Origin of the sequence: Streptomyces sp. NPDC091281 (assembly GCF_044757425.1) — a bacterium.
Classification (GTDB): Bacteria; Actinomycetota; Actinomycetes; order Streptomycetales; family Streptomycetaceae; genus Streptomyces.
This window is the reverse complement of sequence record NZ_JBIVUY010000001.1, coordinates 217,419-239,582: the sequence shown is the minus strand read 5'-3', so window position 1 is coordinate 239,582 and position 22,164 is coordinate 217,419. Positions and strand designations below refer to the sequence as shown.

19 protein-coding genes and 1 tRNA gene are annotated in these 22,164 nt (G+C 74.7%); 7 read left to right on the top strand and 13 right to left on the bottom strand.

Going from position 1 to position 22,164, the window contains the following annotated elements:
• Positions 1 to 146 precede the first annotated feature (146 nt).
• The 5 genes from ACIQPQ_RS01115 to ACIQPQ_RS01095 all read right to left on the bottom strand — a co-directional run bounded on the left by ACIQPQ_RS01115 (position 147) and on the right by ACIQPQ_RS01095 (position 7,821).
• Complete coding sequence (locus ACIQPQ_RS01115) at positions 147 to 1,067, bottom strand: hypothetical protein (RefSeq protein WP_401298091.1); 921 nt, start codon at positions 1,065 to 1,067, stop codon at positions 147 to 149.
• A gap of 38 nt (positions 1,068 to 1,105) precedes the next feature.
• Positions 1,106 to 2,515, bottom strand: a complete 1,410-nt coding sequence (locus ACIQPQ_RS01110; protein ID WP_401299552.1) for a TQXA domain-containing protein — start codon at positions 2,513 to 2,515, stop codon at positions 1,106 to 1,108.
• A 316-nt stretch (positions 2,516 to 2,831) separates the two neighbouring features.
• Positions 2,832 to 3,359 (bottom strand): single-stranded DNA-binding protein, encoded by a 528-nt coding sequence (locus tag ACIQPQ_RS01105; RefSeq protein WP_401298088.1) that lies wholly within the window; start codon positions 3,357 to 3,359, stop codon positions 2,832 to 2,834.
• Between the two features lie 262 nt (positions 3,360 to 3,621).
• Positions 3,622 to 5,598 carry a YfjP family GTPase gene (locus ACIQPQ_RS01100; protein ID WP_401299549.1) on the bottom strand — a complete coding sequence of 659 codons (1,977 nt, stop codon included), beginning with the start codon at positions 5,596 to 5,598 and terminating at the stop codon, positions 3,622 to 3,624.
• Between the two features lie 615 nt (positions 5,599 to 6,213).
• On the bottom strand, positions 6,214 to 7,821 hold the full coding sequence (locus ACIQPQ_RS01095; RefSeq protein WP_383767782.1) for a dynamin family protein: 1,608 nt from the start codon (positions 7,819 to 7,821) through the stop codon (positions 6,214 to 6,216).
• Between the two features lie 320 nt (positions 7,822 to 8,141).
• Between ACIQPQ_RS01095 and ACIQPQ_RS01090 the strand changes: the two genes are divergently transcribed.
• From ACIQPQ_RS01090 to ACIQPQ_RS01080, 3 genes are all read left to right on the top strand, one after another.
• A tRNA-Arg gene (locus ACIQPQ_RS01090) sits at positions 8,142 to 8,214 on the top strand.
• 524 nt (positions 8,215 to 8,738) lie between these two features.
• Positions 8,739 to 9,593, top strand: coding sequence for a response regulator (locus ACIQPQ_RS01085; protein WP_401298085.1), 855 nt, complete (start codon positions 8,739 to 8,741; stop codon positions 9,591 to 9,593).
• Complete coding sequence (locus tag ACIQPQ_RS01080; protein WP_401298082.1) at positions 9,580 to 11,385, top strand: ATP-binding protein; 1,806 nt, start codon at positions 9,580 to 9,582, stop codon at positions 11,383 to 11,385. The genes ACIQPQ_RS01085 and ACIQPQ_RS01080 overlap by 14 nt, the downstream gene beginning before the upstream one ends.
• 201 nt (positions 11,386 to 11,586) lie before the next feature.
• Here ACIQPQ_RS01080 and ACIQPQ_RS01075 read toward each other — a convergent pair whose 3' ends face one another.
• Positions 11,587 to 13,125: an FAD-dependent monooxygenase gene (locus ACIQPQ_RS01075; protein WP_401298079.1), complete on the bottom strand. Its 1,539-nt coding sequence runs from the start codon at positions 13,123 to 13,125 to the stop codon at positions 11,587 to 11,589.
• A gap of 530 nt (positions 13,126 to 13,655) precedes the next feature.
• Positions 13,656 to 14,036, bottom strand: a complete 381-nt coding sequence (locus tag ACIQPQ_RS01070; RefSeq protein WP_383767790.1) for an S-adenosylmethionine decarboxylase family protein — start codon at positions 14,034 to 14,036, stop codon at positions 13,656 to 13,658.
• Positions 14,037 to 14,541: 505 nt separating this feature from the next.
• On the opposite strand from ACIQPQ_RS01070, the gene ACIQPQ_RS01065 reads away from it, so the two are divergent.
• From ACIQPQ_RS01065 to ACIQPQ_RS01050, 4 genes are all read left to right on the top strand, one after another.
• The gene (locus ACIQPQ_RS01065) at positions 14,542 to 16,419 is read left to right on the top strand and encodes a GNAT family N-acetyltransferase (RefSeq protein ID WP_401298075.1); all 1,878 of its coding nucleotides are present in this window, start codon (positions 14,542 to 14,544) and stop codon (positions 16,417 to 16,419) included.
• Positions 16,416 to 17,591, top strand: coding sequence for an HAD-IIIC family phosphatase (locus tag ACIQPQ_RS01060; protein WP_401298072.1), 1,176 nt, complete (start codon positions 16,416 to 16,418; stop codon positions 17,589 to 17,591). Before ACIQPQ_RS01065 ends, ACIQPQ_RS01060 begins: the two co-directional genes overlap by 4 nt.
• Positions 17,588 to 17,887, top strand: a complete 300-nt coding sequence (locus ACIQPQ_RS01055) for an acyl carrier protein (RefSeq protein WP_383767799.1) — start codon at positions 17,588 to 17,590, stop codon at positions 17,885 to 17,887. The genes ACIQPQ_RS01060 and ACIQPQ_RS01055 overlap by 4 nt, the downstream gene beginning before the upstream one ends.
• A gap of 136 nt (positions 17,888 to 18,023) precedes the next feature.
• Positions 18,024 to 18,323: a chaplin gene (locus tag ACIQPQ_RS01050; RefSeq protein ID WP_383767801.1), complete on the top strand. Its 300-nt coding sequence runs from the start codon at positions 18,024 to 18,026 to the stop codon at positions 18,321 to 18,323.
• A 76-nt stretch (positions 18,324 to 18,399) separates the two neighbouring features.
• Here the strand turns inward: ACIQPQ_RS01050 and ACIQPQ_RS01045 are convergent, their stop codons facing one another.
• From ACIQPQ_RS01045 to ACIQPQ_RS01020, 6 genes are all read right to left on the bottom strand, one after another.
• Positions 18,400 to 19,266, bottom strand: coding sequence for a tyrosinase family protein (locus ACIQPQ_RS01045; protein ID WP_401298068.1), 867 nt, complete (start codon positions 19,264 to 19,266; stop codon positions 18,400 to 18,402).
• Positions 19,250 to 19,726: a tyrosinase family oxidase copper chaperone gene (locus ACIQPQ_RS01040; protein ID WP_401298065.1), complete on the bottom strand. Its 477-nt coding sequence runs from the start codon at positions 19,724 to 19,726 to the stop codon at positions 19,250 to 19,252. The genes ACIQPQ_RS01045 and ACIQPQ_RS01040 overlap by 17 nt, the downstream gene beginning before the upstream one ends.
• A gap of 142 nt (positions 19,727 to 19,868) precedes the next feature.
• The gene (locus ACIQPQ_RS01035) at positions 19,869 to 20,384 is read right to left on the bottom strand and encodes a hypothetical protein (protein ID WP_401298063.1); all 516 of its coding nucleotides are present in this window, start codon (positions 20,382 to 20,384) and stop codon (positions 19,869 to 19,871) included.
• A gap of 145 nt (positions 20,385 to 20,529) precedes the next feature.
• Complete coding sequence (locus ACIQPQ_RS01030) at positions 20,530 to 21,114, bottom strand: vitamin K epoxide reductase family protein (protein ID WP_401298060.1); 585 nt, start codon at positions 21,112 to 21,114, stop codon at positions 20,530 to 20,532.
• Positions 21,114 to 21,614, bottom strand: coding sequence for a DUF5949 family protein (locus ACIQPQ_RS01025; protein ID WP_383767816.1), 501 nt, complete (start codon positions 21,612 to 21,614; stop codon positions 21,114 to 21,116). Before ACIQPQ_RS01025 ends, ACIQPQ_RS01030 begins: the two co-directional genes overlap by 1 nt.
• A 229-nt stretch (positions 21,615 to 21,843) precedes the next feature.
• Positions 21,844 to 22,137 (bottom strand): hypothetical protein, encoded by a 294-nt coding sequence (locus tag ACIQPQ_RS01020; protein WP_383767819.1) that lies wholly within the window; start codon positions 22,135 to 22,137, stop codon positions 21,844 to 21,846.
• Positions 22,138 to 22,164 lie beyond the last annotated feature (27 nt).

Here is a 22,164-nt window from a genome sequence, read left to right as displayed (position 1 = left end):
ACGGCGGCGGTGCGTCGCGCCCACGGTCCCGGAACGGACGGGCGGCGCACCGCCGACGCCGGTGTCCGACACCCACGCCCGGCACCCATGCCCGACGCCGGTGCACGTTCCCGGGGTCCGACGCCCGTGTCCGACGCCGAGTGCCGTCAGTCTCGCCGCGCGCTGTCCTTCAACGGGATCACGGTGTCCGGGGGCGGGGCCTTGATGGAGGTGCGTGGATCGATCTCCAGGAAGGTGACCGTGAGGTCGAGCGGGCCCAGGTCCTGGCCGGCGTTCTTCTTGTCGTACGCGGCCCGCATGCGAAACTGGAGGGGGCGGCCGTCGGGGTCGAGCCAGAGGTCCATGGTGAGGGGGTCGGCGACCTCCAGGTTGAGGAAGTGGTCGAAGCGGCGGGTCCCGGCGTCCTCACCGGCCCCGCCGGACTCACCGGCCTTGCCGGTCTTGCCGGTCTTGAGAGAAGCGATCAGCCCGTCGTAGGTGACCGTTCCCCGGTAGTGGGGGGCGTCCTTGCCGCGGACCTTGTCCGTGCCGATCAGCTTCACGTCCCTGGAACCGGTGAGCAGCGTCGACTGGACGAGGGGGCTCCCCTCCAGCTGCCGGGGCACCATCAGGTACGACTGGTTCTCGATGGCACCGCCTCCCCATACGGCGGGGGCCGCGGTGACCCATTTCTTACGGCCGACCAGCTTGTCGGAACGGAGCAGGCTGCCGCTCGCGTACATCGCCCCGTCGACGAAGCGCGTCTCCAGGCGCAGCCCCCGATAGGCCTCGCCTGTCTGGGTCATGGAAAGCGTCGACGGCTGGGCGGTCATGGTGGCCTCTGCCTCCAGCCGGCCTCTCCCGGACACCGTGCCGCGGACCTCGTAGCGCAGGGACGTGATGCTCTCCGACTCCTCGGCGGCCCGGTTCACGGCCGCCGCGGGCGTCGTCGGGCGGGGCGGCCGGTCCGTCGTGTCGGCCTCGCCGTCACCCGCGCAGCCGACCGCTCCCCCGGCCAGCAGCACGGCGACGAGCGCGCCGCGCACCATCGCCGACCGTCCGGCATCAGGCCGCGAGCCGTGCCTCATTGCTTCCCCCCCCGTGTCCTGCCGGATGTCCCGGCGTGTCAGTGCTCGGTCGTGTGCTCCTTGCGGCCCACCAGCAGCAGCACCGCGCCGCCGATCACCACCAGGCCGATCGCCGTGCCCGCGATGAGGGGCGTGGCGTTGGAGCTGCCGGTCTCCGCGAGGTTGGTGCCGGAGCCGGAGTCGGTGGGGGCTCCGCCGCCGACCGTGGCCGGGCTGGGCTCGGCGAGGGTCTGCGTGGTGAGGCCGGTCTCCGCGCCCTGGGTGCGGCAGTCGAGGACGCCCGCGAAGCGGCTGTCGGTGCCCTGGGGCGTGGTGAGGGTGAAGTCGTAGGCCTGGTCCTCCTGGAGCGGGACCGTGACCGTGCGGGCGGTGCCGACGGGAATCGTGTACCGCTGCCCCATCAGCTCGAAGACGAAGTCGTCGTCGCCCTGGTTGGACGCGGTCAGGTCCAGGCCGTTCGCCGCGCAGTTCCGTGCCGCCGAGAGGGCCGGTACGGCGCCCGTGGCGGCCCAGGTCGCGTCCGCCCGCGCGGAGACCGTCGACTCGCTGGACCCGGCGAGGACCTGGGTCTGGCTGCGGCTCTCCGACACGAAGGCGCGGCCCACGGGCACCGTGGTCGACGCCTGCACCGTCAGTTCGGCCGCGCCCGCCGCGCTGTCGGCCGGGACGTCGAAGAACAGCTCGGCGCCGTCGCGCGCGGTGGTGACGGGCTCGCCGTCCTTCCCGACCACGCGCACCCCGGTGGTCTCGGCGTCGAGTGGCGGGGACACCGTCACCGCTGCCGCGTCGGTCCGTACCGTCACCGGGCCGAGCGGTTCGCCCGGTCGGCCGGACACGGCGGCGCCCTCCAGACTCAGCGAGGCCCTGGGCTCCGGCACGTTCCGCGCGGCCTTCTGGAGATAGTCCGCGAGACGCTCGGCCTGCGGGTCGACGGCGTCGACGGCCGCGCCGTCCGACACGCGCCACAGGGCGACCTGGGTGCCGACCGCCGCGTCCTGCTCGGTGAGCCCGGCGCCGGCTCCGGCCTTCCGGGCCAGCGTGGCCAGGTCGTTGACCTGGGGGTAGGAGTTCTGAAGGATCCAGCGGACCCGGCCCGCGTCCTTGTTGACGCCGAGGGAGGTGCCGCTCCACGGCGTCTCGTGGTACTTCGCGTCCCGCTGCGTGGTGGTGAACAGGTCGACGCCGTACGTCTGGAGGGTGCCGCCGCCGTCGACCGACATCTCGAAGAGGCCCGCCGAGATCTCCTGGTCCCCGCTCCCGCCGTGGATGACCGCGGCCCCGTACGTCTTCAGGGTTCCTATCGTCGCCGTCGCACCGCCCTGCGGCTGGGCCGCGGGCGCTCCCCCGGCGGTCTCTGTGGCGGAGGCGGTGCCGGGCGCGGCCAGGACGCCCGCGGCGACGGCCAGGCCGGACGCCAACAGCCGTACGGCCGCCGTGGCGTGGCGCACGACGAGCCCGCGGCGGGCGGACGCCGCCGAGCACGCGGTGGACGAAGAAATCACGCAATTCCCCTTCGAGCGGGACGTGTTGCCCCGGGGGCGCCGGTCTCACCAGCGGAATCAGAAGCCCCCTGAGCCACGTTCGGCATCCTAGAGAGGCGAGCGGGCCTGCCTTCGCGCTCCGGTCGCCGGACCCCCGATCCGACTCGGAATCGTTATGGCCATGATCGCCAACTGACAGGTTGTGTCGGCGGGACCACCGCGGGTGGGCGGAATCCGGACCCGCATCCGGTGTCAGACGGGGGGCGGTCATGGCACGGCGCCCTCAGGAACCGGCCGGCACCGGGATCGGCGCCTCCTCCGATGCCGGTGCCTCCTCCGATGCCGGTGCCGACAGTGACGGCGACGGTGACGGCGATGTCGGCGCCGGTGTCGACCAGTCGGGCTCCGGGCCCTGCTCATGTGCCGCGCCCGGTCCGGCGCCCGGGTCGGGGCTCCGTCCCGTGCGGCGGAACACCGCCGTGCCCCGGGCGAGGTCGTGTCCGATCGTGGCGGCGTCGATGTCGGCGGAGGTCCGGCTCTGCCCGTCCCGTGTCTCCGTGCGGATCTTCAGCCTGCCCTGCACCAGGACCGGATCGCCTACGGTCAGCGACGCGGCCACGTTCGCCGCGAGCTGCCGGTTGGCCCACACCGTGAAGAAGTTGGTGTGTCCGTCCGTCCACACGCCCTTCTCCCGGTCCAGGTACCGCGCGGTCACCGCCAGGCGGAACCGGGCCGAGGCCCCCGCGGCCAGCTCCCGGAACACCGGCTGCGTCGCCACGTTCCCCACCACACACACCTGCGTCTCGTTCATCCCGCACCCCTCCCTCAACCCGCACGTCGCTCGTGCCGGGCGGATACGCCGACGGGCCCGTCCCGTACGGCGGCGTCTGGAACTGCCGGTGACAGCCTCCGTGGCTGTCAGGACCGCGTCGCCGCGATCTCCGTGGCACCAGACTGCCGCCGCCGGGCCGGACCCGCCGAGCGCTGTGGATCACCCACCGCCTGTGGACAACTCCGTCACCCGTACGAGGGAGCCACGCCCCACCGGGGAGCCGGCCCGCGCGAAGGAGACGTCACCGCACCAGGGCCTCCGTCCCCATCACCCGCCCGTACTGCTCCCGCACCTCCCGGTACCGCAGCAACTCGGCGGCGACCGGGTCCAGCACGCGGGCCCGTCCGCACCCGGCCGCGGCCTCCCGCAGCCGTCGTTCCGCTTCGTGGCCGTATCTGCGGGCCGGGCCGCGCGCCGCCATCCGGCAGCTCCACTCCACGAGCGGGCCGCCGACGATGCCCGCCACCATCAGCAGCACCGGCACCCCCAGGTTCGGCGCCATCACCCCGGCGATCTGGCCGACCAGCCAGAGTCCGCCCACCACCTGAAGGATCGTCATGGACGCCTGCGTCAGGACGGCCACCGGCCACCAACCGGGGCGCGGCGGACGGCCCGGCGGCAGCCCGGTCCGCGCCGCCAGCTCGTCCAGCGCCTCGGGCAGGCCCTGCGCGCCCCGTACGGCCGCCTCACGCACCGCCTGCGCCCACGGCGCGGGCAGCCCGGCGGAGGCCCGCTCCGACACCGAGCGCACCGCCTGCTCGACACGCTGCCGGGCGGTGGCCTCCTCGTCGGCCTGCGTACGGGCGTCCATGCGGCCCGTCGGGGGGTCGCGCCGGTCCTGGTACCAGCGCCACAGCCGCAGCCACGGCGTGCCGCACGCGCGGTTGGCGTTGCGCAGCCAGGCCCGTTCGGCGGCCTCCCCGGCGGCGGTCGCGCCGACCGCGTCCGCGAGGCGGTCGGAGAACTCGTCCCGCGCCTCCTCGCTGAGCCCGGTGCGCCGGGACGTGGCGTACACGGGCCGCAGCCGCCACCCGGCGGCGTCGACGTCGGCGGCGACACGCCGCGCCGCCGCCCCGCGCTCCGCGACGAACGCGCCCAGCAGCTCGCGCAGTTCGGGGACGCCGTCGCCGGTGAGCGCGGACAGCGCGAGGACCGTCGCGCCCGGTTCGCCGTACTCGCCGAGGGCGATGCCGTCCTCGTCGAGCAGGCGCCGCAGGTCGTCGAGGACCATGTCGGCGGCCTCGCCGGGCAGCCGGTCGACCTGGTTGAGGACGACGAACATGACCTCGGCGTGGCCCGCCAGGGGCCGCAGATAGCGTTCGTGCAGGACGGCGTCGGCGTACTTCTCCGGGTCGACGACCCAGATCACCGCGTCCACCAGGGCGAGGACGCGGTCGACCTGCTCGCGGTGCTCCACGGCGGCCGAGTCGTGGTCGGGGAGGTCGACCAGGACGAGACCGCGCAACTGCGCCTCCGCCTCGGCGCTCTGGACCGGGCGGCGGCGCAGTCGGCCGGGGATGCCGAGCCGGTCGATGAGGCCCGCGGCGCCGTCGCTCCAACTGCACGCGATGGGCGCGGAGGTGGTGGGCCGCCGTACGCCCGTCTCCGAGATGGTCACCCCGGCGAGCGTGTTGAAGAGCTGGGACTTGCCGCTGCCGGTGGCGCCCGCGATGGCGACGACCGTGTGCTGCCCGGAGAGCCTGCGCCGCGCCGCCGCCTCGTCCAGCACGCGGCCCGCCTCGGCGAGGGCCCTGCTGTCCAGGCGGGCGCGGGAGAGGCCGACCAGTTCGCGCAGCGCGTCCAGCCGGGAGCGCAGGTTGCCGTCGTAGGCCAGCGGGGTCACGGCCTGGGCGCCGCCGGAACGTGCCTCCAGGGCGGCCGCGGCCTGCTCGGCGGCGGTCGCCTCGGTCACCCGACGGGCGATGAGCCCGTCGCCCCAGGGCCCGTCGGCGGCCTCGTCGCCGCCCGCCGCGGGCCCGGCGGGCACGGTGGCAGCGGCTGGCCCGGTGGACCCGACGGCTCCGGTGGTTCCGGTGGTCCCGACGGCTCCGGCGCGCTCGGCATCGCGCACGCGCGCGGAGTGGCCGTTCGCAGCTGCGCGCGCGGGACGTTCGTTCGCGGGCACGCGCGCGGGACGTTCGTTCGCGGGGCGGTCGCTCGTGGCCACGCGCGCGGGGCGGGGGGCCTGCGGCGCGCCCGTACGGGGGGTCTTGCCCATGGCGAGGGGCGCGGCCGTACGGCGGGCGCCTCCCGCCCCCGTGTCCGCGAGGGCGCCACGACCGATGCCACCCCCGCCACCGCTCCCGCTGCCACCCCTGTCCTTGCCGCTGCCACTGCCGCCCCCTGAACCCGGTGCCGGATCGGCGGAGTTCGTCCCCTCGGGGCGGGACCGGCGGGACCCCGCGCCCCCCTCTCCCTCCCCCTCCTCCTCGGCGCCGCCCGCTGCCACCGCGCCGTCCTCCGTGCTCGCGGTCACCCCCGCGCCCCTCGTCGCGGAAGCCTCCGCGGGAGCGCCCGGAGAAGCCTCCGCAGCCGACTCCGCAGACGGCTCCGCAGGCTCTGTGCCAGCCGCCGCCGCGTCCGCCGCCAGCGGCGTACCCGCGTGCCCGCCCGCGTGCGCCCCGTCGGCCCCGCGGTCGGCCGGGCCGTCCCCGTGAGCCGCATCAGCGCGGTCAGCGCCGCCTCCGTCACCCCCGGCGTCGTCTCCGTCGCCCACGCGCGTGTCGGCCGTGACGTGCTCACCGGCCGCCTCTCCGTCCTGCTGCGCGTCGTCCGCCCGCTCGCTGTGCGGTGCGTGATCCGTGTGGTCCTGGTTCGTGACGGCGGTCACCGGTCACCTCTCCTTCTGCAGTACGGACAGCGCGGCGATGAGTTCGGCCTGCGGTTCGGCGTGGACGTCCAGGGCGTCGAGCGGGGCGAGCCGACGCTCGCGCTCGTTGTGCATGACACGGTCGAGGTGCTCGGTGAGCAGCCGTCCGCCGCGGTCGCGCAGCCGCAGCGCGCCGTGGGCGCCGATGCGTTCGGCGAGGCCCTCGCCCGCCGTGCGGGCCCGCCGTCCGCCGAGCAGGGTGGTGGCGACGAGGGCCGCGACCACCTCGGTGTCGGGGGCGGTGCCGCGTTCCAGGTCGCGCGCCTCCTCCTCGGCGTACTCCTCCAACTCCCGCCGCCAGCGCCGTACGGCCATGCCGATGCGGTGCTCGGCGGTCTCCAGGGACGGGTCGCGGTCGAGGAGTTCGGGGGCGTCGGCGGCCGGTTCGCGGCGCCAGGCGTCGTCCACGCGCTCGTCGGCGGCGGTGACCGCGCACAGCAGCAGCGAGGCGAGGCTCTCCACGAGGGCGTCGAGGAGTTCGCCCGCGGTGCAGTCGAGGGGGAAGGCCCGCCAGCGCTTGAGGGCGTCCCCGGCGAGGACGGCCCCGCTCTGCAGACGGCCCCGCACGCGCGCGTACTCGCTGTCGTACGCCCCGTCGACGGCCGAGGTGAGGCGGAGCGCGGCGGCGTACTGGGCGGCGGCGGCGCCCGCCAGTTCGGGCATGCGGGACTTGAGGGAGTCGAGGGCGCCGTAGGCGGTGCGGGCCATGACGTCCTGGCGGGCGGCGAGTTCCTGCGCGTGGTGGACGAGCCAGCTGCGCAGCGGGGCCACGGCGGTGGCCGGAAGCAGCCCTCCGCCCCCGGCGGACTCGGGCAGTTCGGGCACGGTGAAGCGCGGTACGTGACCGAGTCCGGCCTTGGTGAGGAGGGCGCCGTACTGGCGGGAGACCTCGGAGACGACCTGGTGGGGCACCCGGTCGAGGACGGTCACCAGGGTGGCGTCGTACTCCTTGGCGGTGCGCAGGAGATGCCAGGGCACGGCGTCGGCGTAGCGGGCGGCCGTGGTGACCATCACCCAGATGTCGGCGGCGCAGACGAGTTCGGCGGCGAGGACGCGGTTGTCGGCGACGAGGGAGTCGATGTCGGGGGCGTCGAGGAGGGCGAGCCCGGCCGGGAGGGCGTCGGCGGTCTCGATGCGCAGCATGCGGCGGCCGTCCTCGCCGGGGAGCAACAGGTCGTCGGTGGGCTCCTGGTGGGGCACCCACACGCGTGTGAGGTCGGGCAGGACGCGCATGCCGCTGAACCAGTGATGGTCCTCCGGGTGGCACACCAGGACCGGTGTGCGGGTCGTCGGCCGCAGCACACCGGCCTCGCTGACGCGGCGCCCCACCAGGGAGTTGACGAGGGTGGACTTGCCCGCGCCGGTGGACCCGCCCACCACGACGAGGAGGGGGGCCTCCGGCTGTCTGAGGCGGGGCACCAGGTAGTCGTCGAGCTGCGCGAGGAGTTCGTCGCGGTTGGCACGCGCGCGGGGCGCCCCCGCCAGCGGCAGCGGGAAGCGTGCGGCGGCGACGCGGTCGCGCAGGGCGGAGAGTGCGTTGAGCAGCTGAGGCCGTACGTCCAAGGTCACCACATGCGAAGAATGCCCAATTTCGGGGGATTTATGAAGCATATAGACATGTCTGCGCGCCGACAGGACACAAGGGACGGAAGGCGCGACCGGGACACGAGCACAGCCAAGGCATAACGAGTGCACAACACCCTGGGACTCCGGGCACCAAAAGCGATGCACGATTCGCACCTGCCTGCGATTATCAGGACCGCTTCACTGAACCTCCACATCGAGCCACGGAGGCGAAGCACTCAGGACAAGGAACCGGGAGCCCTATCCTTGTCCCCGGCACCGTCACGACCGACCCGGCACCGGGTCCCGGACGGAGGCCACCACACCCGGCCCCCGTAGCTCAGTGGATAGAGCAGGCGCCTTCTAAGCGCTTGGCCGCAGGTTCGAGTCCTGCCGGGGGCGCAAGTCTCCGCCCTCCCTCCGGGAGGGCATTTTTGCTGGTCGGCACGTGGTTCGCGGTACGTGACGAGGTGCCCGGCGGGGCAGCCGCCGGGGAGTGGGCAGCTGCGGACGGTCACTCGCACCCCCCGACCGTCTGTTCCCTCCGACTGCGCCCTCCGGGGAGCCGTACGGCGGCCCGCGCGGCGTACGCGGCCGACGGCACCGTCCGCGACGGGCGGACCGGCACTGTCAGCCAGTCCCGGTCCCGGCTCGCCGCGTCCCCGTGGGGGAGTTCGCCGTCGGGTACTGCCCCCAAGACCGGTTCGTCGTCGGGTCCTTCACCGGGAGGGCCGCGTGAACGGGGAGGCCGAGGTCAGCTGTCCCCGTTGTGGCCGGGCGCGGTCGGCGGGGCCGGGCATCGCTTCTCGTTCCATGGCGGCGACTGTGGCAGCGCGGGATCAGACCGCCGTCAGCGGAAAGTATCGAAGTTGTCAGGTTCGCCCCGGGGCTACGGTGACCGGCGCGAACGGTCCTATGGTCGGCTCATGAACGACTCGGTGAGCCGCCCTGCGCGCCCCTCGCGCCCTCTGCGGGACACGGTGCTGGTCGCGGAGGACGACCCCCGGCAGGCGGAGGTGCTGCGCCTGTACCTGCGGGCCGAGGGCTACGAGGTCTCGGTGGTCCACGACGGCCGGGCCGCCCTCGACGCGGTCCGCAGGCTCCGGCCCGACCTGCTGGTGCTCGACGTGATGATGCCGAAGGTCGACGGCCTGGACGTGTGCCGGGTGCTGCGCCGGGAGACGTCCCTGCCGGTGCTGATGCTGACGGCCCGGTCCGCCGAGGACGATCTGCTGCTCGGCCTCGACGTCGGCGCCGACAACTACGTCACGAAGCCGTACAGCCCCCGTGAGCTGATGGCCCGGGTCCGCACCCTCCTGCGCCGGGTCGAGCGGAACGCGGGCCCGGCGGACGCGGTGCTGCGGGTCGGTCCGCTCACCGTGGACCCGCTGCGGCACGAGGTCCATGCCGACGGTCGGCCCGTCGAGTGCACGCGCGGCGAGTTCACTGTGCTGTCGACGATGGCGGCGGAGCCGGGCCGGGTCTTCACCCGGCAGCAGCTGCTGGAGCGCACGCACGGCTGGGACAGCATGCCGACGACCCGCACGATCGACATGTACGTCATGAACCTGCGCCGCAAGGTGGAGCGGGACCCGCGTCACCCGGTCCACCTGGTGACGGTCTACGGCGTCGGATACAAGCTGGTGCCCGGCCCGCCCATCGACCACGACCACGACCACGGCGACGGCCCTGGAATCCCCTCCCCCCGCCCTGGACTCCCCTCCCCCCGCCCGGGGCCCGCCGCCCCGCGCGTCGACGGCGGTGGCCGTGGGGCCGCGTAGGGTCCCGCTGCACCGCAGCCTCCTCGCCCGCCTGTTCGCCGCCTCCGTGCTGGTCGCGGTGTGCGCGGTGGCGGCGACCGCGTGGATCACGGTGACCACGACCACCGGCGCGCTGCGCACCGAGCGCGGCCAGTCCCTGGCCGACGACACCCGCGTCTACGACGCCCTCATCGGCTACGCCGCCACCCACCGCGACTGGGACGGCGTACGGCCGCTCGTCGACCGGCTCGCCGCGCGCACCGGCCGGGCGATCACCCTCACCACGCCAGCCCGGACCCGGATCGCGGACTCCGAGCCGGGCGCGCGCCCGCTGCCGGAACGGGCCGCCGCGCGGGTCGACCCGCTGCGGCCCGACGCGGCGCTGTCGGACGGCAGCGGTGCCGTCGACCCGCGGGCGGTGGGGCCGTACCGGCTGACCGCGAAGGAGCGCCACGACGTCCGCGCGGAGGCGGAGGCGACGGCCCGGTGCATGCGCGACAAGGGCGTCGGCGCGGACGCCGTCGAGCTGCCGAGCGGCCGGTACGAACTGCGCTTCGACCGGCCCGAACTGGCGAGGAAGCTGGCGGAGTACTGCGACGTCACCTCCTACCGGCAGACCCCGCCCACCCAGCTCAGGGCGCTGGACGAGCTGGCGGGACGGGCCGCGGCCTGCCTCGGCCTGGACAGTCCGGAGGGGCTCACCATCGCCGACGACTTCACCTGGGACCTGGTCGGCGCGGCGCCGCCGTCGGCGACCCCGGCGGCGGCGCGGGAGTGCGTCGACGACGCCCGCCGCGACCAGCTCCGCCCTTACGTGGCACCCGCCGCCCTCCTCTTCGTCGGCGCCCCGGGCCGCACGGACGAGCCGTCCGGGACGGCGCTGTCCGGGGGTGCCGTGCTGCGGATCGTCGCCGCCGCCGCAGCGGTCCTCGCCGTCGCGGTCGCCGTCACCGTCGCGGTGGGGCTGCGGCTGATCCGGCCGCTGCGTTCGCTGGTGGCGGCGGCGCAGCGCCCGGCCGAGCGGATGGCGCGGGTGCCGGTGCGCACGGACGACGAGATCGGGCGGCTGACGGCCGCGTTCAACGACTTCGCGGAGCGGCGCGAGCGGCTGGAGGAGCAGCGCCGGTCGATGGTCGGCGACGTCGCCCATGAGCTGCGGAGTCCGCTGACGAACATCCGCAGCTGGCTGGAGGCGGCCCAGGACGGTCTGACGCCGACGGACGACCGGCTGCTCGCGCTGCTGCTGGACGAGGCGGTGCTGCTCCAGCACGTGATCGACGACCTGCGCGACCTGGCCGCGGCGGACGCCGGGCGGCTGACCCTGCACCGGGAGCCGGTGCGCACCGCCGACGTCCTGGACCGGGTCGCCGCCGCGCACCGCGGCACCGCCGAGCGGGCGGGCGTGCGGCTGGACCGGCACGACGTCGGGGACACGGGCGAGCTCTACGCGGACCCGCTGCGGCTCCAGCAGATCGTCGGCAACCTGGTCGGCAACGCCGTACGGCACACCCCGAGCGGCGGCCGGGTCGCGCTGTCCGCGCGGCGGGAGGGGCGGGCGACGCTGCTCCAGGTCGCGGACACCGGGGCGGGGATCGCGGCGGAGGACCTCCCGCACGTCTTCGACCGTTTCTGGCGGGCGGACAAGTCCCGCACCCGGCAGACCGGCGGCAGCGGCCTCGGCCTGTCCATCGCCCGTCAGCTGGCCGAGGCCCACGGCGGCTCGGTGACGGCCCGCAGCACGGTGGGCCGGGGCAGCGTCTTCACCGTCCGCCTGCCCCACGAGCACCCCGATCGGTCCGCCGGGGAAGGCTAGGGCCTGTCGTTTGGATCACGCCTGGGCCGCGGGGTGTGGCACGCCCTCCCCCAGAGGGGGCACCCCCAGCGGCGTTGTCGTCGGTTGCCGACGCTCCGCGTCGACGCCCTCCTCCGCCTTGCAGCTGCACGCACCACACCCCGCTCACCGGCACTCACCACGCACCCAGGCCCGAAACCGGCATGATCCAAACGACAGACCCTAGACCGGGTCCGCCGCCGGGCCGGCCCACTCGGTGAGGGCGGCGCGTACGTCCTCGGGGCGTACGGGTGCGTCGGCGGCCCAGGCGAGGTGGCCGTCGGGCCGTACGAGCAGGACGGCGGCCTCGGCGGCGGTGCCCGGCGCGGCCACGACGCGGACGCGGTCCCGCCAGGGCGCGGCGGGCGCGCGGGCCACGGAGCCGTCGGTGAAGTCGAGCAGCAACGGGCGCCCGTCGCGGTGCAGTTCGGCGAGCCGGACGGGCCCGAGGTCCGTCGTGAGCGGCCGGTCGGCGACGAAGGCCCCGCCGCGCGGGGCACCGCCGCCGCCCGCGTCGTCGCCGCCGTAGTGGACGTCCGTGCCGTAGATCGCGCGGGTCAGCAGGTCGTTGACGTCGTCGAGGGCCATGAGGCGGGTGAACAGGTCGCGCAGGGCGTCGACCTGGGGGCCGGGCCGCATGAGGGCGACCTGGGCGCGGGTGTTGTGCAGGACGCGCTCGGCGACCGGGCGGCGTTCGGGCTCGTACGTGTCGAGCTGCCGGGTCCGGCCCCGGCAGGCGGCGGCGAGTTTCCAGCCGAGGTTCACGGCGTCCTGGAGGCCGAGGTTGGCGCCCTGGCCGCCCGCGGGGAAGTGGACGTGGGCGGCGTCCCCGGCGAGCAGGACGTGTCCGGCCCGGTAGCGGGCGGCGAGGCGGGTGCTGTCGGTGAAGCGGGAGAGGTGCCGGACCTCGGTGAACGTGACGCGTTCGCCGGTGACCCGGTGGATCGACTCCTCCACCTCGCGCGCGGTGGGCGGCTCCTGGGGCACGGGCCGGTCCCACTCGGTGGTGGAGATCCGGCCGTCGGGCATCCGCATGAACCAGCCGCGCTCGCCCCGGTGCCAGCCGGTGGGCAGCCGCTCCTGGCGGGTGAGGGTGCCGAGTCCGATCCAGCTCACCGTCTGCGGCGGGGTCCCCGGGAAGCCGATCCCGGCGAGCTTGCGCACGGTGCTGCGTCCGCCGTCGCAGCCCACGAGCCAGCGGGCCCGGAGGGTCCGCGTGCCCTCGGCGTCCTCGACGGTGACGGTCACCCCGGCCGCCGCCCGTCCGTCCCTCTCCGCGGGCTGCTCCAGGCCGGTGACGCGGGTGCCGTCGGCGAGGACGGCTCCGAGGGCGGTGGCGCGGCGGGCGAGGAGGGCGGTGGCGGTCTCGCGGGACAGCAGCAGTTCGCGGGGCTGTTCGGCGGTGGCGCCGTCCCGCCCGAGGAGGAACAGTCCGGCGAAGTGGCCGCGCGCGGAGGAGTTCGCGAGCCGCCGCCGGTACGCGTCCACGTCGGCGGTGTCCTTCTCGGCCGCCGTGAACTCCGCGAGCAGGCCCCGGCGGTCCAGCAGTTCGAGGGTGCGGGCGTGGAGGGTGAGCGTCCTGGGTTCCGGGGTGCCGTGCGCGCGTTGCTCCGCCACCAGGACGGACACCCCGTGCAGGGCCAGTTCGCAGGCCAGCATCATGCCGACGGGACCGCCCCCGGCCACGACGACGTCGTACGCGCGATTCTCCGGTAATTCCATCAGCCGCGTCCTCCGTTTCCGGGCCGGGCGTCGCCCGGCCGTATGCAGGAGGATGCGGTGCGGGCGGGGAATTCCGCCTGGGGAACGGCTCGCCCAGGACGTCATTCGGCCGTTCCGCGGGGCGGGCGGACCCCCTGCTGACGTGGGCGGACGGACGGCCGGTAGGGAAACGTGGCGCCGGATCGGAGGCCGGGCCACGGTGCGCGGACGGCCACGGCGGCGAGCGGGCCGCCGTCCCGCGGAAACCGCGCTGATTCCACGAACCGGCCCGGCCCCGGCGCGGATTCGACCGAATCCATGACGCTCGGGAAGCACCCGCGAAAGCAGACCGATTTCATACTGCACGCATCGTCCACGGCCTGCTCACCACAACAGACGCCCACACCGAAACGGTCGCGCAGGACCCCCGCACAGGAAGGCCGGCCCCCGCATCTCAAACCCCGGCATCAGGTGGGCGCGCCACGGCACGCCCACCCACCCGGTCCCGTGCGCTCGGCGCAGGCCCTGGGGCCATATCCGAAAGAGAGGCCCTAGTGCACGGCGCGCAGCATGCGCGTCACGTTGATCTTCGTCGGGGAGAGGCCCAGTTCGACGCTCTGCATCATCCGCTCGCCGTTGAGCCGGCCGTAGGCCAGCAGGTCGACGTTGGCGAGGCTGAACTCGGGCCAGGTGTGAATGCTCAGGTGCGAGGCCGAAAGGAGCAGAATGGCGGTCACCGCACCATTGGGGAATACGTGCGACGCCTCCCCCAGCACCTGGGCGTTCCCCTTTTCGGCGGCCGTGCGGAGCACCTTGAGGAGGCGCTCCTCGTCGGTCAGGATGCTGTGGTCACTGACCCATACGTCCACGGCGTAGGAGCACAAATCGTCGACGTTTATGCCCTCGGTGGCGAGGCTGGCGGGGTTGGTCATGGAAAACCGGGGGCTCGGTACGGCTGCCCCCGTCTCCTTTCACAGGGAAGTGCGCTGGTCCGCGCGGCCGAAACGGTAGGTGGCGAGGCCGGAATACGGCGCTCGATCGGGCCCAGCGTAGCATCCGGCCCCCTCTACTGCGCGCCCGCGCACCCTGTCAAGGAGCTGGACGGACCCTCGCGGCCCCGACGGCCGGATATCGGGGACGCGCGGCGGAAAACGATCCGGCTATTCCGCACGGAAGGCGCCCTCTTTCCACGGGCACGCATTCCCGCCCGAACTGCCGGTCGCCTCCCCTCTCGAATTCTCGACCGCCTTTCCCCGCGCTTCTCCCTACGCTTTCCTCCGGGAATTTCCGAGGAATTCTCCATTCGCCGTCCACCGGGCCCGTCCTGGAGGCCCGCGCCAAGCCCGTATACTCGATAGTCCTGGATTCCATCGGCCCGCCCGGAGCAGCTTTGTGAAAAACGCGCCTCGACACCGTCGGAGTACGCACCCCGATCAGGTGCTCACGGAAGTCGCGGAGGCCGTCAGGCTCCAGGAGGGACCCCCCGGGGTGCGCTCCGTGCTGCGGGCGCTGCGCCGTCTGGCCCCCGCCTCCACGAAGGAGATCAGCCGGGCCACCGGGCTGCCCGTCCCGATCGTCGCCGCCGTCGGCAACGAACTGCGCCGCCGCGACCTGCTCGGCACGGAACGCCCGTCACGGCTGACCCCGGCCGGGCGGGACCTCGTGGCCCGGCTCGGCATGGACCTCACCCTCGACGCCACCTGCGTGACCTGCGCGGGCCGCGAACTGGTGATCCCGGACGTCCTGGACGAGGCCGTCCGGCGACTGCGCGCCCTGATGGAGTCCGGGCCCGCCGCCGACATGGCGATCGACCAGTCGCACTGCACGCCCGAGACGAAGGTCCGCCGGGTCCTGGCGCTGCTCACCGCGGGCGCGCTGCCCGGCGGTTCGCTGCTGCTGATCGGCGACGACGACCTGATCTCCCTCGCGGTCGCCGTCGTCGGGGACGTCCTCGGCGCGCCCCTCGTGGAGCGGGTCACCGTCGTCGACATCTCGCCCGAGATCCTGGCGTACGTCCGCGAGGTGTCCGCCGGGCTCGGCACCCGCGTGGAGACCGTCGAGCACGACCTGCGCCACCCGCTGCCCGCCACGCTGCACGACGGCTTCGACGTGGCGATGACCGACCCGCCCTACACCCCCGAGGGCGCCCGGCTGTTCCTCTCGCGCGCGGTGGAGGGCCTGCGGCCCGGCCCGGCGCACAGCGTCTTCTTCTCCTTCGGCGGCAAGAGCCCCGACGAGATGCTGGAGGTCCAGCGCGAGATCATGAACCTCGGCCTGGTCACCCACGGATACATCCGCAACTTCAACGAGTACGAGGGCAGCGGCATCCTCGGCGGGGTCGGCTTCTTCCAGCACCTCCTCACCACCACCTCGACCTCCTCCCGGCAGGGCGACTACAGCGGCCCCCTCTACACCGGCGACAAGCGCACCCGGCAGCGCGAGTACACGTGCGCGGCCTGCGGACACCAGGTGCGGGTGGGCCCCGGCGCCCGCTGGACGGCCGTGGCCGACCTGCGCGCCGAAGGCTGCCCCCGCTGCGGCGAGGGCCCCTTCCGGCCCGGCCGCCTGGTCGCGGCGGAGGAGACCCCGGACACAGCACAGCCCCCGGTCACGGAGACGCGGAACGCGGCGGCGGACACAGCACCGGTCACGGCACCCGCCGCCACCCCGGCGCCCAACGCCTCCCCGGCCCCCACCGCCGTACCGGCCCAGACGCCCGTGCCCGCACCGGCGCAGCCGCCCGCGTACGCCCAGACCCCCGCCCCCCAGACCCCCGCCCCCCGCACCCCCGCCCCCTGGCAGCCCCCCTCCCCCGACGCGTTCGCCGCGCTCACGGAGCGGGCCGCGCCGTTCACCACCCGGCAGGCGGGCGAGCGGGACCTCCCGGCGATCGGGGAGTTCGAGGCCGAGATCGCCCGCGTCTCCTTCGGCGAGGACGCCGTCGACGACCCCGCGCACTGGGCGGCACGGCTGGGCCGGGCCATGGAGAAGTCCCGCAAGGGCATGATCGTCGCCGAGGGCCCCGACGGGGAGGCGGCCGGCTGGTGCTGGGTGAGCATCAACCAGAACGCGATGACCGGCGACCGCTACGCCAACTTCCGCTCCCTCGCCGTCGCCCCGCTCGCCAACCGCGCCGACGTCGCCGAACTGCTGCTCACCGCGGGCCTGGAGTTCTGCCGGACGCACGGCATCACCGAGGTCGTCGGCCGCGTCCACGTCGGCAACGTCCCCATGCGCACCGTCTACCGCAAGTTCGGCTTCGACCCGGCCACCCTCACCATGAAGCTGCGCCTCCGGCCGGAGGACCCCGCATGACGGACACGGCCCCGCCGCCGCTCGACGCCGACGGCGTGAAGTGCGTGGTCTGGGACCTCGACGGCACCCTCTGGGACGACATCGCCGTCGAGTCCGCCACCGACGAACTGCCCGTGCCCCGGCCCGCGATGCTCGCCGCGATCGACGCCCTCGCGGCCCGCGGCGTGCTCAGCAGCATCGCCAGCCGCAGCGCGCCCGCCGTCCTCGACCGGCTGACCGCCGTACCGGAGCTGCGCGCGCGGTTCCTCGCCCCGCAGGTGTCCTGGCAGGACAAGAGCGAGTCGCTGCGCCGGATCGCGAAGGACCTCGGGATCGCCGTGGAGGCACTCCTCCTCGTCGACGACTCGCCGTACGAACGGGCCGAGGTGACCGCCCTGCTGCCCGGCGTCCGCACCCTCGACCCGGCCGACGTGCCCGCCCTGCTCGCCGCGTTCGAGGGCCGCGAGGTCACCCCGGAGGCACGGGACCGCGTCCGCCGCTACCGCACCGAGGAGACCCGGCGCGCCGAGGGCGAACGCTTCGCGGGCAGCCGCGAGGAGTTCCTGCGCTGGTGCGACATGCAGCTCACTGTCGGCCCCGCCACCCCCGACGAGGTGCCCCGCGCCCTCGAACTCGCCGCCCGCACCCACCGGTTGAACTCCTCAGGCCTCACCCCCGACCGGCTCCGCGCGCTCACCGCGACCGACGGGCACGCCCTGTACACGGCCCGGATGACGGACCGCTTCGGGTCGTACGGGATCATCGGCGCCGCCCTGGTCGACCGGACGGACCCCGGCGTCTGGTCGGTGCCGCTGCTCGCGCTGTCCTGCCGGGTGGCGGGCCGGGGCGCGGCGGCCGCGTTCCTGTTCTGGCTGGCCGAGCGGGCGCGCGCCGCCGGAGCCGCCGCGTTCCGCGTCACCCTGCGGCCCACCGACGCCAACCTGGAGATGCGCATCCTGCTCCGCCAGGCGGGCCTGCGCCGGATCGACGACACCGCCGCCCCGCCGACGCCGGACCCCGCACCCCCCGCCGACGGGACCGGGACCGCCGTCCTCGGCCGCTCCCTCGACGGCGACCTGCCCCACCCACCCGCCTGGCTGCACGTCCTCCCCCGCGAAGACCGTGAGAACCCCGAGGACACAGCCCCGGCCACCCCGGCCACCCCGGCCCCCGGAGAGGACCCCGACGCATGACCGACACCCCCGGCGCCGGTCCCGGCGCCCCCGACCGTGCGGCGGTGGAGCGCGCGCTGCGGTCGATGATCGCCGAGGCGGCCCGGCTGGACCCCGCCCTGGTCGACGGACTGCCCGCCGACACCGACCTGTTCGGGCCGGGGATCGGGCTGACCTCGCTGGCCGGGGTGACCCTGCTCGGCGCGATCGAGGCCCGCTGGGGCGTCGACGTGCCCGCCCTCGACCTCAGTCTGGACAGCCTCCAGTCGATCGCCACGCTCACCGACTTCGTGACGGAGCACGCGCACGGCGGCTGACGGCCGGGGCTGTTCTCGTGTTCGACAAGAGTGATCCCCCGCTCGCCGCCGTGACCTGCCCGACGGCCCGGCGTTGAACGGGGAGTGCGGCGGCGCGACCTGCTGCCGCGCGAACCGAATCACTAAGGAGAACGTGATGTCTCGCATCGCGAAGGCAGCCGTCGTCGCCCTCGGCGCCGGTGCCGTGATGGCCGGCGGCGCCGGTCTGGCCTCGGCGGACGCGGGTGCGCAGGGCGCGGCCGTGGGTTCCCCGGGCGTCCTGTCCGGCAACCTGATCCAGGTCCCGGTCAACGTGCCGGTCAACGTCTGCGGCAACACCATCGACGTCATCGGCCTGCTCAACCCGGCCTTCGGCAACACCTGCGCCAACGTGAGCGACCACGGCGGCGAGGACAAGGGCGGCGAGGCCGGCGGCGACTACGGCTACGGCGGCTGACCTTCCCCCGGCAGCACCTGGCAGAGCCCCGGCACCTCCGAGCGCCGGGGCTCTCCCCATGCCTGCGAGGCGCCGCCTACGCGTACCGGTAGACGCTCCCCATGTCCTCCAGCTGGTCCGGCGTCATGTTCCACGGCTTGAGCTTCTCGTGGCGGGCGACGACCCGGCGGTACTGGCTGGTGCCCGGCAGCGGCGGCCGGTCCGGCAGGTAGCGGTGCTCGCGGTGGCGGTTCTGCCAGCGCGTCCACAGCAGGTCGACGAAGGCGTGGTGCAGCCAGAACACCGGGTCGTTGACGGACGCGCCGCCGACCATCGCGCCGCCCACCCAGCGGTGGACACGGTTGTGGTTGCGCCAGGCGACGGGCCCGCTGCCGGTGCCCCAGCCCTCCAGCCGGTTGCGGAAGCCGCGGGTGACCGTCGAGTTCCAGGGCGAGACGTCGTAGACCGGGTCCTTCAGCGCCCCCTCCACGTCCGCCGCCGTGGGCAGCGCGATCGGATCGCGGGAACGGCCCAGGTCACGGGTGAGGAAGTCCTCGTCGGTGATGGTCTCCCGAAGCGTCCACGCGCCGGTGGAGTAGGCGAACGGCCCGGTCGTCACCCGGCGGTCCGTGCTGCGGCCGGTGCCGCCCAGCAGGTCCGGCGTCCACGGCGACCCGGTCGCCGAACGGTCCCGCGTCCAGTCCCAGTACGGCACGGTCACCGACGGGTCGATCCGGCGCAGCGCGTTCTCCAGCTCCAGCAGGAACCGGCGGTGCCACGGCAGGAACGAGGGCGTCATGTGCGCCGTCCGCAGCCCGCCCTCGCCGTCGGTGACGTAGTGGTCGATGTGCATCCGCACGAACGCGTCGTACTCGCCGCGCCGCTTCAGCTCCAGCAACGCCCGCACGAAGCGCCGCCGTTCGGCGGCCGTGAGCGTGGTGACGTCCTTACGCACGTACGCCATGACGCTCCCCCCCGTCCGCCGTACCGCTCGCCGGGCCGGTGTGGTCCGGATGGCGGTCGTCGGCCGCGCGCAGGGCGCGGCCGGGGCCGAGTTCGTCGGCGGCGGCACGGGCGGCGGCCAGGGGCGTGGCGTACGAGCAGTAGTGGTCGACCATGCTCAGCCAGGTGCCGTCGGCGCGCCGCATCAGGTGCAGGGGGCGCCCGTCGAGGGTGACCTCCCACGCTCCGTCCCGCCCCGCGGCGCCCGCGGCGGGCCGTCCGCGCAGCCGCCGTCCCGCGCGGACCTCGTCGAAGGCGGCCTCCGCGCCGCCGCCGCCCGGGTGGGCCGAGCGGAGGCTCAGGGCGACGGGGACGAGCCCCAGCACCGCCGTGCCGCCGAGCAGCACGGCCCGTCGCGTTCTTCCTCCCGCCGGTTCCCCGGGGACCGCCGGCACGGCGGTCCCGTTCACGCTCACGGCCATCGGTGCTCCTCCTCCGGTTCGGTTGTCGTACGGGGTAACCGTCCGGCGGGCCCCGGGGTCACCGTCGGGGCCGGGAACGACGGCAGGCCCGGACGGCGGTCCGGGGCCTGTCGGGGGTCGCGCGTGGTGGCGGGCGGCGGTGCTACAGCCCTTGGCCGAGGCCGAGTTCGGCGGCGGGGACGCCGTGCAGGGCGGGGGCGAGGACGCCCGCCTGGGGCAGCTTCGGGGCGGGCAGGCCGAAGTTGCCGGGGTCGGGCGCGGTGAGGGGGAGGTCCACGGTGAGGCCGGGGGCGAGGGTGTCGAGACCGGCGGCGGGAGCGTCGACGCCGAGGTGGTTGAAGTCGTCGCCGAGGACCTCCGGCAGCGGGGCGCGCAGGTCGAGGCCGGGCAGCGCGGCGTCGAGGGGGAGCTGCGGGACCGCCCGGTCCGGGATGAGGCGTCCCTCGACGTAGCGGGGGCCGTCGGGGGCGCCCGGGGCCAGCAGGGGAACTTCGGCGTCGATCTCGGGCAGCTCCATCTGGAGGGACTGCTCGACCCCCTCCAGCGGGACGGGGACGGGGACCGTGCCGGCCGCGGCGGCGGGGGTCGCGGCGGCTCCCGCCGCGGCGGCCACACAGGTGAGCAGGGCGGCGAGGGTTCCTCGGGTGGTCGACTTCATCTCGGGTACGGGCCCTTTCGGTGTGCTGGACGGGCGGGCGTGCGTACCGCACAACGAGCCGCAAAACGGCATCAGTTCACAATTCCCCCGAGCGCCGTAGTCGTACGAGTGGTACGACAAGCGGGCCGGGGCGGGCAGTGGCCGGTCAGCCGGTCCAGAAGTCCCACCAGCGGGTCAGGATCAGCATGCCGACCACGCCCAGGTGGAGCACCGGGAGCACCCAGGTGAACTCGGCGAGGAACCCTCGTACCGGCTGCGGCGCGGGGAGGAAGCCGTGGCGTACGTCGAGGGAGACGACGTACCAGAAGAGGGTGATGGTGGCGATCCAGGCGAGGCAGCACCACAGGCAGAGGGCGTTGATCCGGTACAGCGACTCGAACTGGAGCCAGGTGACGAAGCCGACGCCGAAGAGGCAGCCCGCGGTGAAGGCGAGCCAGTACCAGCGCGGGAACTCCGCGCCGGTCAGCAGGGTGACGCCGACCGCGACGACGACGGCGTAGGCCACCAGGCCCAGCATCGGGTTGGGGAACCCGAACGCCGAGGCCTGGTCGCTCTCCATGACGCTGCCGCAGGACACCACGGGGTTCAGGCTGCATCCGGGGGTGAAGTCCGGGTCCTCCAGCAGCTTGAACTTGTCGAGGGTGATCACCCAGGAGGCCAGCAGTCCGGCCGCGCCGGTCAGGACCAGCAGCAGGGCGAACCCGCGTCCGGCGCCCGCGGTCCGGGGCATCAGCCGCGCAGGCTGCGGGCGGGCAGCACGATGTGCGCGGCGGCGGTGAGGGTCTCCTCGGCGCCGGCGAACTCGGCGAGCGCCTCGGGGGTGACGGGCTGCCCGGGGACGGCCTCCGGCCAGGCGCGGGTGGTGAGGACGAGGTAGGCGTAGCCGCGGGCCTTGGACGCCTCCAGCCACTCGGCGGGCGGCAGGCACTGGGCGTTGAGGCCCGGCATGTTGAGGACGGCGGCGCCGGACTCGACGAGGAGCGTGAAGGGCAGGCTCGGCCGCTCGGTGCCGTCGACGACGTCGCCGCCGACGGGCATGCCGTTGTCGGCGAGGAGGCGCGTGATGGCGGCGGCCGTCCCCTCGGGGCCGTCCGCGGTGTCGCCGAGGGAGTAGGCGAGGAGGTAGGGCATGTCGGTGCCGTCGGGGGCCTCGCCGCTCCACGGCATCACGACGAGAGTGCCCAGGTCGGCGATGCGGAAGGGGCTGGTAGTGCTGGGGGTTGAGGTCACCGCGCGACCTTATCGGCGTCCCGCGCGGCGACCGGGGGCTTCTCACCCGCGCGGGGGACGCGGGGCGGACGCTCCACACGAACGAGGGACCCGGCCCGCGCCCCCGGCTCGAACAGCCCGCCCGGACCGGCCGTCGCGCCGGGCGGGTCGCCGGGGCGGTCTCCGGGGCGCGCCGAGGGCCGGTCCCCCACGGCACGGGACCGGCCCTGCGGGACCGCCGGGGCGGGGGTCAGCGCTGGAGGGGCAGCCCGCCGAGCAGCTTGCCGGAGTCGTTGAGGACGGCCGAGACGTCGTTGACGGTGCTGAGCACGGAGTCCTTGTTCTCGGTGTCGAGCGCGTTGGACTGGTGCTGGAGCGGCATGACGTCGCCGACCGTGAGGGGGTGGCTGGTCAGCGCGTTGACGCCGCCGTTGAGGCTGGTGGCGGTGAGGGCGGCGGGGTCGTGGGCGGCGAACGCGGGGGCGGCGGCCCCGGCCAGCACCATGGACCCGGCGACGACGGCGGCGGCCTTGAGGGACTTCATGGGTTTCCTTGGTTCCTTTCGTCGGCG